Source organism: Gloeocapsopsis sp. IPPAS B-1203 (assembly GCF_002749975.1).
Classification (GTDB): domain Bacteria; phylum Cyanobacteriota; class Cyanobacteriia; order Cyanobacteriales; family Chroococcidiopsidaceae; genus Gloeocapsopsis.
The window spans coordinates 136,617-151,713 of the sequence record NZ_PEIG01000009.1; the positions used below are offsets into that span (position 1 = coordinate 136,617).

Consider the following 15,097-nt stretch of genomic DNA (forward strand, 5'->3'; position numbering starts at 1 on the left):
TGTTGGCAAAACTCGTCACAGCTAGAGCGGTTCGCTAGGAATAGTTGTAGCGATCGCACTATCAAGGCTCAGTTGCTTAACGCGATGAGAAAAGACTTTGTAGAGCCGATCTAACTTCTCTACCAGCCATTGATGTTGTTCTGCCCATTTGTCTTTTGCATTCAAATTGGCTGCACGGCGTAAGTAAACTCGACAGCTTTTGACTTCCAGGTTGTTGTACCAAGTCAAAGGTTCGCCAAATTCCGCTTCAATTTCGGTTTTCTGCGACTCTAATAAAGCAAAGAAGGCTTTAGCTTCTCTTGAAATGACAACTTCAGCCCGAATCTCATTGTTGGCGTAGGATTGAGTTTCAGAATCTACAGCAGAGGCAACTATGGCAACTGCACATAAACCAAAGCCACTCCGCCCTAGTGCTATATTCATCCAGTGTTGGTATAGGGGTCTTGTTGGCTTAATTAAGGTAGCGTGAGTCAAAGCAAAATCTTGGAATGCTGCCCAATATTCATACTGAAGTTGTCTAGTTTTACTAGGATTAGATGTTTGGAGAATTTTAGTTACGCCTGTGATGCGCTTACTCCAATCGTTTGGCTGACAAACTATGTTGAACTTAGGAGCGATCGCGGAGTCGCCAATTTGCCAAAGTTCTATTTCCAACCCAAAGAAGTTAAATTCCTCATCAGTGATTTCATTCAACCAATCGAGTGCAGCACGGTGTTCTTCAGTGAATCGCTTGGCAACCCAAACAATCGTTACCGCATTCAAGCCAGCAGCATAAGTAAGCAGTTGTCCTAAATGGATATGGTCGGTACGCTCAAGTTGGTTTTCTATTAATACCCAATGGTCGGTAGCTGTGTCTTTGCACAGAATGTCAGCCCGAAAGAGTCCAACTCCTTTTTCTTGGGCTTCTACTTCTAGTTCAATGGCGATCGTGTCGCCTAAAATCTGGATGTTTTCTGTCAAAGCTAGCCAAGGCGTAAAATCTATATCTTCCCGTTCCCAGTAAGTGCGAGGATCGACTTTTTCGAGTCGTCCTAGAAGCGGCTTGTTTGTAAGAGGCATTAGGCGACATCCTCCAGAATATTTTCTGCTTCCTTCACCCGAATTTCGCCTGACATTAGTTTGGGTAGGAGGGTATCGCGGATATCGGCGAGAGTTAAAGATTCTTGTTCGTTTGACTCAATCTGAGCATCAATGGAATGGGCTAAATAATTAAACTTTTCAATAATTCCGGCAACTGGAACAATCAGTTTGAAACAGTAAATGTCATCTTTGCAAACAGAACCAAAAACAGTCCCTTCCGCCTCAAACTTCTCCCACTGCGACTGCGTAGCCTTAAGAAAGTAGTACAAAAAACTACCATGATTAGCTTTAAGACGAAGAGCAGCCAGCCCACGTCCTATGGTACAGCGTTCAACTGCAATGTTTAAGTTGCCCACCGGAGCGCGAACGCTGAAAAGAACATCAGCTTTTTCTGCATAGCGTTTGGGCGCATTACAATAAACGCGACGAGTTGGGAACCTGAAACCAAAATCACGAACACCTTGATAAAAGGGTAGCCCATCCCCTAGTTCGTTATATGTTTCGCCAGGTGGAGACTGCCCCATGACAATATGAGCAATTTCTCCAAATTCGCCCATCCTCCACCCCTTCGGAATTTCCCCTAGTGGTGAATCTTCAAACGAATCAGGGAAAAGGGCAGCAGTCGCAGCATCCATATTTACTGGCTGTCGTCCCTCCATCTTGGCGCGAACAGGATCGAAGTCTGTAAACCAGGATTTGAAGATTGCCTGGGCGATCGCCTCTAAATTCCGGTTCATCTGCTGGTTTAGCTCGATTTTGTCGTCAAGAGTACCGAGGATATGAGCGATCGCTTTTTGTTCTGGGAGAGGGGGAACTGGAACTTTAATGTTCTTAACTATTGAGCCAGAAATTTCTTTGAACGTACTGCCATTAGCATGACGTTCTAAAAGGTCTACATTTGCTTTTAGGAAGTAATAATAAAACTCTGGTACATACCCTTCTTTGAAAACTAAGCTTTTGAAACCTTGATTAGTGGTGACAGGATTTTTGGCAATCGCAACATATCCAATAGGTGCGCGACTAGAAAGCAGTACCGTATTTATAGGTAATAGTCTTGCCGAAGAACGTTGCAAACCAGCCGATGTGATGTTGCGCTCGCCCCGTGAAATGTACTTTTCTTGATGTGCCGATAAATCTTTGGGAGTGATCCAAGGAATATTCCCTTCCCAAAATTCAGGATTACTTGTATCTGGTGTTCCACCACCAACCACATCTGCAATCTCGCCTATAGGCTTTTCTTCCCAGCTAAAACCCATGCCCTAACCCCCATAGATTCTCTCGAATCTTCTGCTCCAAACGTGCTGACTCCTGAAACTGCTCCTCCAACTTCGCCGCCAGCAGCCGCACCTTCTCCTCAAATACCTCGCCGTCATCTTCGACTTCCTCCGCTCCCACATATCGCCCTGGAGTAAGCACATAACCGTGAGCGGCAATTTCATCAAGCTTTGCACTCTTACAAAAACCAGGAATATCTGCGTACTCACCCGCGCCCTTATCTCCCCGCCAAGCGTTGTAAGTTTGGGCAATCTTGGCGATGTCTTCCTCTGTCAATTCCCGATGTACTCGGTCAAGCAGTACCCCCATTTTTCGCGCATCAACAAACAGCGTTTCTCCTTTGCGATCGCGATATTTACTGTTTCTCTTATTCCGTGCCAAAAACCAAAGGCAAGCAGGAATTGCTGTGTTGTAAAATAAATTCCCTGGCAACGCCACCATGCAATCAACTAAATCCGCTTGAGCGATCGCTTTACGGATCTCGCCTTCCCCTGAAGAATTAGAACTCATCGATCCATTCGCCAACACAAAAGCCGCAATACCATTGGGGGCTAAGTGGTGGATCATGTGCTGCACCCAGGCATAGTTCGCATTACCTACAGGTGGAGTATTGTATTTCCAGCGCCCGTCTTCCAACAGGCGATCGCCTCCCCAATCACTCATATTGAATGGGGGATTAGCCATAATAAAATCAGCCTTCAAATCCTTGTGCAAGTCGTTATGGAAACTATCGGCATTTTGGGAACCGAGATTGCCATCAATCCCTCGAATCGCCAAATTCATCTTGCATAGCTTCCATGTTGTCGGGTTCGACTCTTGCCCGTAAATCGCCAAGTTGCCAATCCGTCCGCCATGCGCCTGCACGAACTTTTCCGACTGCACGAACATCCCACCCGAACCGCAGCACGGATCGTAAACGCGCCCCTTATAAGGCTCAATCATTTCTGTCATCAGTGAGACGACACAACGGGGAGTGTAAAACTGTCCGCCTCGCTTACCTTCAGCACTGGCAAACTGACCTAAGAAATATTCGTAAACCCCGCCGAGTATATCTTTTGTGCGACTTGCACTATCTCCTAGCCCAATCGTGCCAATTAAATCGATTAACTCTCCCAATAGTTGCTTATCAAGTGCAGGACGGGCATAGTCTTTGGGTAGTACGCCTTTGAGCGATGGATTCTCCTTTTCGATTTCCACCATCGCGTCGTCGATTAACTTCCCAATAGTGGGCTGTTTGGCATTATTTTGTAAGTGCGACCAACGCGCCACAGCAGGAACCCAAAAAATATTATCAGCCGTGTATTCGTCGCGATCTTCAGGATCGGCTAAGGGATCGGCAGCTATTTTTTCGTATTGTTCCGCAAAGGCATCCGATATGTACTTGAGGAAAATTAGACCAAGGGCAACGTGCTTATACTCCCCTGCGTCCATGTGACCGCGCAATTTATCCGCCGCCGCCCACAATTTCTCCTTAAAACCTAACCCTACCGTGCTTTTACTCAGCTTTGGCTCTGTACTCTTCTTGCCCACGCGATTTGCTACACTCCGCCACATCCTAGGAGGGCATCAAAAATAGCTTGCGCGATCGCCTATTTGATGCCATAATATTTTATGGTTCGAGTATAAAAACCGAAGACAGGCAGCGCCCCAGAGTATCTAACGATATTTATATCTGTGTAAAAAAATAAATCCGCAGATTCACAGTTACGATTGCTTGGCGCTTGATGTTAATCAATAAAGAGACAAAGAAACAATAGTTGAATCTGACAAGTAGCTGGGCGAACGCACTTTATCCAACTATCTTTCCAGAGCGATCGCTTACAATCTTTACCAATCGGTGAATTCTAATTGGGCGCATTTGTCGTTGCTAATCAAGCAATCAAGGGCGATGACCTCGCAACGAATGCAACTGTCTTCGATGATTGCCCAGCTTGCGGCGAAGAAGTGAAGGATCAAATAATTTAGCTCGGTTTTCGGCTTCGTTCATCTCGATTTGTGTTAAAACACTTTTCTGTGCTTTTCATAAGGGTTTGAGGATTTTGGAGTGACCAATATCGGTTTGCGTTAAAACACTTTTCTGTGCTTTTCATAAGGGTTTGAGGATTTTGGAGTGACCAATATCGGTTTGCGTTAAAACACTTTTTTGTTGGTTTTACAGGGGCTTGAGGATTTTGGAGTGACCAATATCGGTTTGCGTTAAAACACTTTTATGCCCAAAAAGGGAGATAGCGAGCATAGCGGGTAGAGGTTGATTCGGATTCGTCAGCCTTGATCAAGCCAGCTTCTTTGGTAGCTCTTATAATCAGAGAAACGGTTGCTACTTGTGAGTCACTTAGACGGGGTAATGTTCTAAACTTGTTGGTCGGCTCTAAATCACTAAACCAAATTCCTCACGATTAATGAACAGTCCAATGACGATATTGTGCATCTGTTCAGATTTAGAAAAGCAAATCGTTTTACGAGCGAGCCGTTTAATTCGAGTGCGTAGAGTTAAATGTTTGCGTTCAATGTTCTGAGTATTACGCTTGCCAATCATGTGAATAGCAGTATCGAGATGACGTTCATAAGCACCCCAACCATCACTATAAAAATGGGTAATTTCAAACGGTTCTAACAAGGCTTTCAACTTCACAAACGCTTCGTCGTGACGTGGCGCTAGTACATATGCCAACACGACACCACTATTGTGGTCAATTGCATGCCAAAGCCATCTTTGTTGCTGCTTCGATTGCACAAAACTCCACATGGAGATCGAGTTCGGCTTCAGGTTCCACCCGGCAAATCTCAATTGCGCTCTGGCTTAGGTTGAGTTGGGCAAGACGTGCTTCATTCACTGCTTTGAGGTGTCGATGCTTTTTTTTAATTCCTCAATCACAGTTGTCGGACTGATTTTCAAGACTCGTGCAGTATCCCTAATCCCACTGCCATTGATTGCCAGATCACTGATTTGTGCCTTGACTTGAGGTAAGTAACCTTGGTAAGCATAGTCCCGAACAAAGGTGCGGCGATCGCAGTTGGGATTTTGGCAAAGGTAGCGCTTCCCATCAGGTGTCTTACCGTGCTTGATGACTGCAATTGCATCATTACAGCCTGGACAATGAATCGGTTCCAGAACCATCGTTGAGTGTTTCGTGGTTGATGCTTCGATTCAAACACGAAACACTCAAAAACAACAAGTCTAGAACATTACCATATGTTGTGTAGGAAGGGTTTTTAGTCAATCGGAGCGGCGGGATTCGAACCCACGACCTCCACTACCCCAAAGTGGCGCGCTACCAAGCTGCGCTACGCCCCGTCAAGAATATTAATGTTAGCACAGTTGAGCAATAATTAAAAGATTTAGGTAATCGGTAATGGGTAATCGGTAATTGGTAATTGGTAATGGGAACTGTGGATAATATTCTTTTCAATTACCCATGACCAGTTACCAGTTACCAAATTAGAAAACCTGAATCATTTGGACTGCTTGAATTAAACTAGGAACAGCTTGAGGTGTCCAACTGCCTTCTACCCCTCGTCCTGTATGCAGAATAAAGCGTAAACTGTAAGCATGAGGATAGCCTGTTACTTCCATCCACAGTAAATCACTCTCAGCTTCACAACTAATCTTTTCTTCGTCCATTAGTTCATGTGCAATTTGAGCGATTGATTCTGCTAACTGTAGTGATAATCGACAAAAATCATTAAATTCAGCAGATGTCAGTTCAATTGCCCAGTCATCTGTACCAACTAAAGCTTGATATTGTGTAGCACTAGGGTTCCAACCAACGCGCCAATCAGTCCCACTTTTGACAACACGCTCCATATAACTTGATTATGGCATTAGTAGTCTTGCGCCTCCTGGCTGGGGCGGTAGTTCTTGTTGTGTCTCAGGGCTTGATGTTGCAGGAGTTGCTGTAGCCGAATCGCCACTAAAAACATTCACAAGCGCTTGCACTAGTGCATTTCGTTGATCGCGGTTGAGGCGTTCAATTGCAGTGCGATCGCCTGCTAGGGGATTTTGTCGCAATGTATCGTTTCCTGGATAACTTTCTTCCTGAATCCATTCGTTTGCACCGAGATAATCAGCCAAAGTCAACTTCCAATCGAGTCGATAGTTTGGCGGACGTCCTTTGACGTAAGTATGGTAGCTAATTAAGCGCCATACCAACGTGTTTTCTGGAGCGACTTTTCCAGTTTGTCGGCTAATGTACTGGTTTTCTAGTGGTAAGTCGGGTAGCTGTTGATAAACTTGTTGCCAAACATCACTTATACGGACACTTTGAGCGATCGCTGGTTGTTGCAATGCAAGTTGATTTGCGTTGTGTTGTCCTGAACCTAAAACGATTAGACACACAACTCCAAGTGCAGTGATGAATATTAGCGATCGCTTGCGTTTCACAGCTTACTCATTACTCCCCAATAATTTCTGGTTGAGTTAACTCATCAGACATTTCAATAATTGCCCGAATGACTGGCTTCATCATCGGATCGTCTATATTATCGAAATCTTCATAACGACGGCGCTTAGCACGGTTAGCTACTTGTACTGTGATCCGGTAACGATTTGAAGCTGCACCGATTAATTCTTCTGCCCGATGCATAATTTGAGTTTGGGTCGTCTCGAACTTAGAACGCTTGAGCATAGTATTTTGTGCTGGGGATCTCTCCTAGTTTATCAGCACGTTTAGAGTTACAGTCTCATCACTTTATACTACAACCTTTCTGTTGATAGATGCTAAGCAAACGTTTTCATTTTATTAATGAATTTTAACACTATCACGGTTGCAATCATGGCAGACATTATAGATACTGCAGTTAATGCCGGTACTTTCAACACTTTGGTAGAAGCGATCAAAGCTACAGACTTAGTTGATATTTTGAAAAGTCCTGGTCCTTATACTGTCTTTGCACCTACAGACGAAGCATTTAACAAGCTACCAGAAGGGGTATCGCTTGAAGCATTACTGCAAGAAAATCACAAGTTAAAGCGGATATTAACTTATCACGTTGCCTTTGGAGATGTGAGAGCTGAAGATTTAATGCAAATTGAGGAAGCCGAAACAGTTGAAGGCTCTGTAGTTGGAATCGAATCCTCTGGTGGAAAGATTAAAATTAATGATGCTAACGTTTTGCAATCTGATATTTTGGCAGACAACGGTGTGATTCATGTCATTGACGCAGTACTCGTACCAGGTTTAGTTGCTGCTGAGTAATACGAGTTGGGATGGCGGCTATTGTGTTCTAGTAAACAGCCGGAAATTGCAAATTTAGATACACTTTTGTGAGCAGATTGTAGATGAAATTTGCTCACTTTATCAAATTGACACTTTTAAAAGTCCTTCTTCTAGCAGTTGTAGTTGCAAGTTAATAAGAATTTTTACTATTAAACTATTTATCTGTTATGAAAATAAAATTAAAAATATTTACTTAAACTTAACTTAACTTAATTCCTCTTTACAAAATACAAGATTTCTTTACAATGGATTAAGGAAACAACTTTGGGTAAACATCATGGCACAAGCAGACCTAGATACCACCATTTCAGCTTTACAGGGTGGTTTAACCTCTATCCCTGCTGAAGCTGCTTTGGCTAACATTGAAAGCTGGGAAGCACAATTAAAAGACGCTGCACCTGAAATTGCTAGCGCTTTGGGTGAATTAAAAAGCCAATTATCTAGTGGTAATGCTTCTGGTATTGCGCAAGCTTTAAAGCAAGTTGGTAGCAAGACAGCTGAAGCTGCTGCAAGTGCTGGTGGAGAAGCTGGTACAAAAGCACAGCAGCTCGGTCAAATGTTAACCCAAGCTGGCAATTCTATTTCGTAAGCCTAAGAATCATCTCTAGATGTTGGGGTTTGGCATTGCCAAACCCTTTTCTATCTATACTGAGCTAAGCTCCACCAAGGATACACCCAGAGCGCTCAGGTAAGCTTAACTTGATCTGAATCGATTCACCTGCACTATGCCATTGAGCAATGCTATCTCCATATAAAACTTCGTTTGGTTGAGATTTCAAATCATGTGCGGGTACAGCTACACTTGCTGATGAAGTACCAGTATTAACAGCAACAACAACTTCTTCATCGTCCAAGATTCGTGCAAAAACATAAACAGCAGCATCTGCATAGAGAACTCGGTATGTTCCTACGCGTAACGCTGGATGAGCTTGTCGTAGTGCAATGAGTTGACGGTGGCATTCTAAAATGTCGCGTTCCCAGTGGGCTTCCAGAGGAAAACCACGACGAGAATCAGGATCTAAACCTCCAGGTAAGCCAACTTCATCGCCGTAATAGATACTAGGCGCACCAGGAAAAGTTAAAAGAAGTAGCGTTGCTAGTTTGACACTAGAAAGATCGCCATCAGCAATTGACATCAACCTTGCCGTATCGTGACTAGCAAGTAGATTTAACTGTGTCAGTTGAATTTCCCACGGGTATAGTTGCAAAAGTTGCTGCATTTTCTCTGCGTACTCAGGCGCAGATAGTGATGGATAAGCTTCGTATGAAGGACCTTTAACTTGTTGAGGAACAATGCGATCGCCTGCGGCAAAAGCGATCGTTGGTCCAGCGAATAAGTAATTCATCACGCCATCAAACTGCGTGCCATCGAGCCACTGACGCGAATCTCCCCAAACTTCGCCAACAATATAAGCTTCAGGGTTGAGTGCTTTAACGCGATCGCGAAACTCTTGCCAAAAACCAGGAGTTTTCACCTCAAACGGCACATCCAAACGCCAACCATCGATCCCAAATTTAATCCAATATTCCGCAATTTCCATAATGTACTCGCGCACTTCTGGGTTATCATGATTAAATTCTGGTAGCGCCCGAATTCCTGCCCAACAACCATAGTTTGCTGGAAAATTCTCATCATAAGGATATAAGGGCCAATCTTGGATTTTAAACCAATCGACCCAAGGGGAATGTTGACCATTCTCTAAGACATCGTGGAAAAAGAAAAAGCCGCGACTTGAATGGTTAAAGACTCCATCCAAAACAACTTTCATATTGCGATCGTGACAAGCATCTAACAGTTCTTTAAATGCGCTGTTTCCTCCTAATAAAGGATCGACTTGATAATAATCGTGCGTATGATAGCGATGGTTACTTGCTGATTGAAAGATGGGGGTGAAGTAAATGGCAGTAATCCCCAAATTCTGCAAGTAGTCTAGCTGTTCAGTCACACCCCACAAATCGCCACCTTTGTAGCCTTGGAGTGTCGGCATCTCATGCCAATCTTGCCACGAGGCGTTTTTCAATAATCGCTTGTGTGGTTCCTTGCTTTGAGCAAAACGATCTGGAAAAATTTGATAAAAAACAGCGTGCTTGACCCAATCTGGGGTTTGAATCAGCATAAATACTCCCTAGTCCTTCATAGACAGAGTACAAATACTTGCAGATTTCTGGTTCTAACCTGGGGTTGAATGTAAAGAATTTATGCAGATAAAGTTAGGGATTGTTGAGTAAACCCGTTATAACTTAACTAATGTACTTTAAGATACAGTTTTTTTGGAAAAGCGATGCTGCATACTCAATTTGGCAATTTATAATTTCATCTTTTATTAATTCTAATTAATTTTAAAAGTTTAATCGAGAAGTACCAAACCATGAAAGCTAAATTTTTTCTCTCTATTTTTTCTATAGCGCTCATGAGCTGTACTCCGCAACCTATGACATCAAATACGGAAACACTACCTTTTTCATCTCCCACAGTAACTTCTGAGCCAAGGAATCAGCATAGTATCAGCCACACCACATCTCAAATTTCTCCTTCGACCTCTGAAGCCTTGATAATTTCAGCAACGGGTATTGGACTTGCTAAATTAGGTATGACTTTTGGGCAACTGAAGCAGGTGTTAGGTTCAGATGCCGAATTTAAGGTAGAGTCACCTTTTATAGTAGACTTCGATGCGATCGCAGTGAGCAAGTTTGGAAAGGTGCAATACTACATTCTTTATCCTGCCGGAACAACCTTTTCTGATTCAGACTCAATCGAACTATTGTTGACCGATAATCCCGATGTCCGAACTACAGAAGGAGTTGGCTCAGGGACATCACTGAAACAAGCAGAAGCAGTCTACGGAGATGCAACTGTGTCATATAACACCCAAAATGAATCTAGGGAATACGTAAGATTTGCTAATCAACCTGCTCAGAATCTGTTGTTTAGACCCACTGTTTCAAATCAACAATTTTCTGGAATTTACTCATCTCCAATCAGAGAATATAACGAAACGAAAAAATTTCAAGAATCAGCAACAATTCACTCTGTTTTAGTTGGCTCCTAAAAATTAGGTAATCACCAAACCTCTTAATTAGAAACCAAAACTCTTGATTGTTATTGCAACAATCTACTAAAAAATGAACTAGATGAAGCGTTCTTAGTTTCAAGAATGCGTCTCGGATTGCAAGATATAGGGTTATGTAATAATTTATGTCTTCAGCAAATGCAGAGCATCCGTCAAAAAGTTCAACAAGCCGTAGATACTCAGAATTTGATTCAAGGCATTATTAGCTTGATTGGGTTTTTAGTGAGACTTTGAATATTCGCCAAAAGTAGCGTAGTAAGCTTGACAGAAAATCATTCCGCATCTTTTACCTAGCTTTCTTGATTTCCCCCTTACCAGCTGTCCCGCACAGTCATACACTGTACTTGGGAATCGAATGGCAGTTGGGAGGATTTTTCGTGAAAAAAGTACTAGCGATTATTTTAGGGGGCGGTGCAGGTACGCGGCTTTATCCGCTGACGAAGCTACGCGCCAAGCCAGCAGTACCATTGGCAGGGAAGTATCGCTTAATTGATATTCCTGTCAGTAACTGTATTAATTCAGAAATATTTAAAATCTACGTTCTGACACAATTTAACTCAGCATCACTTAATCGTCATATCGCTCGTGCATACAGCTTTTCGGGATTTACCGAAGGTTTTGTAGAAGTCTTAGCAGCCCAACAAACCCCAGAAAACCCTAACTGGTTCCAAGGGACAGCCGATGCAGTCCGCCAATATATTTGGTTATTGGAAGAGTGGGATGTTGATGAATACCTCATTCTATCTGGCGATCATCTTTACCGTATGGATTATCGCTTATTCGTCGAAAGACATCGCGATACCAATGCCGATATTACGCTTTCGGTTGTACCAATGGATGAGCGCCGCGCCTCTGATTTTGGGTTAATGAAAATCAATGATTCTGGACGAGTCGTAGATTTCAGCGAAAAACCCAAAGGTGAAGCATTGCGTCAGATGCAAGTTGATACTAGTATTTTGGGCTTGACAGCAGATCAGGCGCAACAAAAGCCATATATTGCGTCGATGGGGATTTACGTTTTTAAAAAAGACGTTCTCATTAAACTCTTGAAAGAATCTCAAGAACAAACGGATTTTGGCAAAGAAATTATCCCTGCTTCTGCTCAAGATTACAATGTCCAAGCTTACTTATTTGATGGTTACTGGGAAGACATTGGAACTATTGAAGCGTTTTATGATGCTAATTTGGCTTTAACGCAGCAGCCCCAGCCCGCATTTAGTTTTTATGATGAAAATGCTCCGATTTACTCGCGAGCACGTTATTTGCCACCTAGTAAGCTCTTAAACTGCCAAGTCACCGAATCAATTGTAGGGGATGGCTGTATTTTAAAAAATTGCCAAATTCACCATTCAATTTTAGGTGTACGCGCACGAATTGAAGCTGGTTGCACAATCGAAGACTCGCTCATTATGGGGGCAGACTATTATCAACCATTTGCCGAAAGACAATCAGATTGCAATGATGGCAATATTCCTTTAGGAATTGGTGCAAATACAACAATTCGACGAGCGATCGTCGATAAAAATGCTCGTATCGGTTGTGATGTCCGCATCATCAACAAAGACCGTGTAGAAGAAGCAGAACGCGAAGAACAAGGATTTTATATTCGCAGTGGGATTACTGTTGTTCTGAAAAATGCAGTTATTCCTGATGGCACGGTGATTTAGTAGTTAGTGGCTAGTGGCTAGTGATGAGTGCTATATTCATCACTTTTTTACTCGAATTGTCTTGTTCTCAGGTTCCTCAAAAATGGCTAGATTGATTTTGTTGATTGGATTACCAGGTAGTGGTAAATCAACACTAGCGCGTCAGCTGCTGGCGGAAGATCCCCGTCGGCGGCTGATTTCTACTGATGTGCTGCGTCAACAGTTGTTTGGCAGTGAAAGTATTCAAGGATCTTGGTTAATAATTTGGCGTCAAGTACAAATTCAGTTTCAACAAGCTGTACTACAAATTTCTCAAGGAATCGCCTCTGAAGCAATTTATGATGCTACAAATGCTCAACGTCGCCAGCGACGCGAAGTGATTGCTCTTGCCCGTGCTATTGGCTTTAATTACATTACTGGCGTATGGGTTGATACCCCGATTTGGCTGTGTTTAGCACGCAATAAAAGACGTAAGCGCACTGTACCAGAAGAAGTTGTGCTGCGAATGCATCGTCAACTGCGAGATGCTCCACCAACACTAACAGAAGATTTAGATTGCTTGATTCACTATAGTAGGGATCAGGGATCGGAGGACGCTTGCGCAGACCTACGGTTCAGAGGTCAGGGTGTTAGAGAAAGAACTTAACCGTTATTTTGAATTTAAGTACGGTTATTACGCAGTGGCTTTGACAAACAACCGAACGTAACTACCTTGGCACTCGTCGTCATCGAAAGCTAAGCTGAGGGTGTAGGAGTGATACTGTATTGCTCTAGGGTTACTACGTGTAGCGAAGCAAGGCAGCAGAGGTGTTTTAGGTGCAGAGGAGAATTTGTTTAAAGCGCTGGTGCAATTCTAGAACACACATTAAGTTCAAAATTACTCTAATTTAAGAAGGGTATTCATTCTTGATATAAGACTGCGATCGCTGCTCCAGTCAGTTTTTCAAAAAACATACATAAAATAATAAAGTCAATTTGTTTTAAGGAGATTAGTGGATGGCTGCAACCGACTTCAAAGATTACTATAGTATTTTGGGAGTCAGTAAGACTGCCACAAATGATGAAATTAAACAAGCTTTTCGCCGACTGGCAAGAAAATATCACCCAGACGTTAACCCTGGAAACAAACAAGCCGAAGCAAAATTTAAAGAAGTTAACGAAGCCTACGAAGTTCTATCTGATGCTGAAAAGCGTAGAAAATATGACTCTTTTGGGCAATACTGGAAACAAGCTGGACAAGGATGGCCATCAGGAGGTGGTACCAACGTCGGGTTTGAAGAATTCGATTTTGGTAAATATGGCTCTTTTGATGAATTTTTAAACGATCTTTTGGGTGGGTTTGGGCGCAGTGGTGCTAGTCGTAGTAGTACTGGTAGCCAGACTTATACTTATCGCACTACCCCAAGATCGACTGGTTTCAGTGGCTTTGATGGCTTTGGTGATTTTTCCAACTTTGACACCGCAACTCCGAGTGCTTCTCTAGATACAGAAGCCTCAATTAAGTTAAGTTTTGCAGAAGCATTTAATGGCGTGCAGAAGCGAATTAGCTTAGGTAATGAAACAATTGAAGTGCGCATTCCTCCTGGGGCTAAATCTGGGAGCAAAATTCGCGTGCGTGGTAAAGGAAAAACTAGCCCCTACAACCAGCAGCGCGGCGACTTATATTTGAAAGTCGAACTTTTACCACACTCCTTCTTCCAGTTTGAGGGAGACAATTTGGTGTGTGAAGTGCCGATTACTCCTGATGAAGCAGTATTGGGTGCTGTCATTGAAGTACCAACACCAGACGGTAGTGTCAAAATGAATATACCTGCAGGTATTCGCTCAGGTCAAACTCTACGACTACGCGGCAAAGGGTGGACGTTACCGAAAGGTGGGCGCAGCGATCAACTCGTGAAAATTGCGATCGCATCTCCTAAAGAACTAACTCCAATTGAACGCGAGTACTACGAGAAAATTCGCGATAACCGTAGCTTCAATCCTCGCAGTCACTTTCAGCAGGTGAAACTTTAAATAGCTGATTCGGTTTCAACCGCAGCTCTAAAACAAAACCTGTGAAGACAGGTTTCAGCACACTTTGGTATTATTAGTCCACGGAGGTGGACTTAGTTTGTTAAGCCGCGATTTTAATCGTTATGCTTTATCTTCTCGAGCTGTGCTAAAAGTGTTTCAATGCTTGCATTATGCGAGAAGAAAGAGAACAAATGTCTGTATTGCAGTTTGCCCTGTTTATCTAACACAAACTGTGCTGGTAAAGGTGCACCTAATGCTTGCCCTACTTTATAGTTACGAAATACCTGACAACTAGGATCGCTGAGTAATGGTAGTTTGATTCCTAAATCTTTGACAACAATTTGACTTTGACGCTCATCGGTACTCGAAATCATGAGAACTTCTATCCCACGACTTGTAAATTGCTCGTATTTCTCGTTTAAATCGATGATATGCGGATAGCAAAAAGGGCAATATTGATTTTCTGTAAAAATTCGCGTAAAAGCTAATAAAACAGGCTGTCCTTGATAATCTGATAATTTAACTAGCCGACCATTAGTAATATCTGGTAGCGCAAAGTTTGGTGTCGTTTTACCCAAAACTAAGGCATCTTCGGCTGGAATAGGTAACAAGTTTTGAAAAAAGCGCTCATTTAATAAGCCACTAAAATTTGTTGAGGTTAGCATATTTTTTCTCTCTTTTCTTTTCTTAGGGAAATCAGAAACACTATGCTAAATTTAGCTATTTCTTATTTTAAAACTGTTTGATATTAACATTGCATTGATGGAAAAACCCAACACACTTCTATTTTGACTCT

14 protein-coding genes, 1 tRNA gene and 2 pseudogenes are annotated in these 15,097 nt (G+C 42.7%); 6 read left to right on the plus strand and 11 right to left on the minus strand.

Annotation, left to right across the window (positions count from 1 at the left end):
• Nucleotides 1–21: 21 nt before the first annotated feature.
• The 9 genes and pseudogenes from CSQ79_RS16820 to CSQ79_RS16860 all read right to left on the minus strand — a co-directional run bounded on the left by CSQ79_RS16820 (nt 22) and on the right by CSQ79_RS16860 (nt 6,980).
• On the minus strand, nt 22–1,059 hold the full coding sequence (locus tag CSQ79_RS16820; RefSeq protein ID WP_099702321.1) for a DUF4268 domain-containing protein: 1,038 nt from the start codon (nt 1,057–1,059) through the stop codon (nt 22–24).
• Entirely contained in the window at nt 1,059–2,336 is a 1,278-nt protein-coding gene (locus tag CSQ79_RS16825; protein ID WP_099702322.1) for a restriction endonuclease subunit S, read from the minus strand. Before CSQ79_RS16825 ends, CSQ79_RS16820 begins: the two co-directional genes overlap by 1 nt.
• Nucleotides 2,326–3,909 carry a class I SAM-dependent DNA methyltransferase gene (locus CSQ79_RS16830; protein ID WP_099702323.1) on the minus strand — a complete coding sequence of 528 codons (1,584 nt, stop codon included), beginning with the start codon at nt 3,907–3,909 and terminating at the stop codon, nt 2,326–2,328. Before CSQ79_RS16830 ends, CSQ79_RS16825 begins: the two co-directional genes overlap by 11 nt.
• 653 nt (nt 3,910–4,562) lie before the next feature.
• Nucleotides 4,563–4,676, minus strand: a pseudogene (locus tag CSQ79_RS28935) (ATP-binding protein); the annotation flags it as partial.
• Between the two features lie 47 nt (nt 4,677–4,723).
• Nucleotides 4,724–5,473, minus strand: a pseudogene (locus CSQ79_RS28940) (IS1 family transposase).
• A gap of 103 nt (nt 5,474–5,576) precedes the next feature.
• A tRNA-Pro gene (locus CSQ79_RS16845) sits at nt 5,577–5,650 on the minus strand.
• 144 nt (nt 5,651–5,794) lie between these two features.
• On the minus strand, nt 5,795–6,160 hold the full coding sequence (locus tag CSQ79_RS16850; protein ID WP_099702324.1) for a DUF1818 family protein: 366 nt from the start codon (nt 6,158–6,160) through the stop codon (nt 5,795–5,797).
• Between the two features lie 9 nt (nt 6,161–6,169).
• Nucleotides 6,170–6,736, minus strand: coding sequence for a hypothetical protein (locus CSQ79_RS16855; protein WP_099702325.1), 567 nt, complete (start codon nt 6,734–6,736; stop codon nt 6,170–6,172).
• Nucleotides 6,737–6,746: 10 nt separating this feature from the next.
• Nucleotides 6,747–6,980, minus strand: a complete 234-nt coding sequence (locus tag CSQ79_RS16860; RefSeq protein WP_099702326.1) for a DNA-directed RNA polymerase subunit omega — start codon at nt 6,978–6,980, stop codon at nt 6,747–6,749.
• 147 nt (nt 6,981–7,127) lie between these two features.
• Here CSQ79_RS16860 and CSQ79_RS16865 point away from each other — a divergent pair, with 147 nt between their 5' ends.
• Nucleotides 7,128–7,550, plus strand: coding sequence for a fasciclin domain-containing protein (locus CSQ79_RS16865; RefSeq protein WP_099702433.1), 423 nt, complete (start codon nt 7,128–7,130; stop codon nt 7,548–7,550).
• 298 nt (nt 7,551–7,848) lie between these two features.
• Nucleotides 7,849–8,160 (plus strand): hypothetical protein, encoded by a 312-nt coding sequence (locus CSQ79_RS16870; protein ID WP_099702327.1) that lies wholly within the window; start codon nt 7,849–7,851, stop codon nt 8,158–8,160.
• A 64-nt stretch (nt 8,161–8,224) separates the two neighbouring features.
• On the opposite strand, the gene CSQ79_RS16875 is transcribed toward CSQ79_RS16870, so the two are convergent.
• A complete protein-coding gene (locus tag CSQ79_RS16875) occupies nt 8,225–9,688 on the minus strand; it encodes a glycoside hydrolase family 13 protein (RefSeq protein WP_099702328.1) in 1,464 nt (487 codons plus the stop codon).
• Nucleotides 9,689–10,003: 315 nt separating this feature from the next.
• On the opposite strand from CSQ79_RS16875, the gene CSQ79_RS16880 reads away from it, so the two are divergent.
• The 4 genes from CSQ79_RS16880 to CSQ79_RS16895 all read left to right on the plus strand — a co-directional run bounded on the left by CSQ79_RS16880 (nt 10,004) and on the right by CSQ79_RS16895 (nt 14,301).
• Nucleotides 10,004–10,621 (plus strand): hypothetical protein, encoded by a 618-nt coding sequence (locus tag CSQ79_RS16880; protein WP_289501237.1) that lies wholly within the window; start codon nt 10,004–10,006, stop codon nt 10,619–10,621.
• 398 nt (nt 10,622–11,019) lie between these two features.
• The gene (locus CSQ79_RS16885) at nt 11,020–12,309 is read left to right on the plus strand and encodes a glucose-1-phosphate adenylyltransferase (RefSeq protein ID WP_099702330.1); all 1,290 of its coding nucleotides are present in this window, start codon (nt 11,020–11,022) and stop codon (nt 12,307–12,309) included.
• Between the two features lie 82 nt (nt 12,310–12,391).
• The gene (locus CSQ79_RS16890; protein ID WP_099702331.1) at nt 12,392–12,934 is read left to right on the plus strand and encodes an AAA family ATPase; all 543 of its coding nucleotides are present in this window, start codon (nt 12,392–12,394) and stop codon (nt 12,932–12,934) included.
• A 350-nt stretch (nt 12,935–13,284) separates the two neighbouring features.
• Nucleotides 13,285–14,301 (plus strand): DnaJ C-terminal domain-containing protein, encoded by a 1,017-nt coding sequence (locus CSQ79_RS16895; RefSeq protein WP_099702332.1) that lies wholly within the window; start codon nt 13,285–13,287, stop codon nt 14,299–14,301.
• A gap of 113 nt (nt 14,302–14,414) precedes the next feature.
• Here the strand turns inward: CSQ79_RS16895 and CSQ79_RS16900 are convergent, their stop codons facing one another.
• Entirely contained in the window at nt 14,415–14,966 is a 552-nt protein-coding gene (locus tag CSQ79_RS16900) for a peroxiredoxin family protein (protein WP_099702333.1), read from the minus strand.
• Nucleotides 14,967–15,097: the final 131 nt, after the last annotated feature.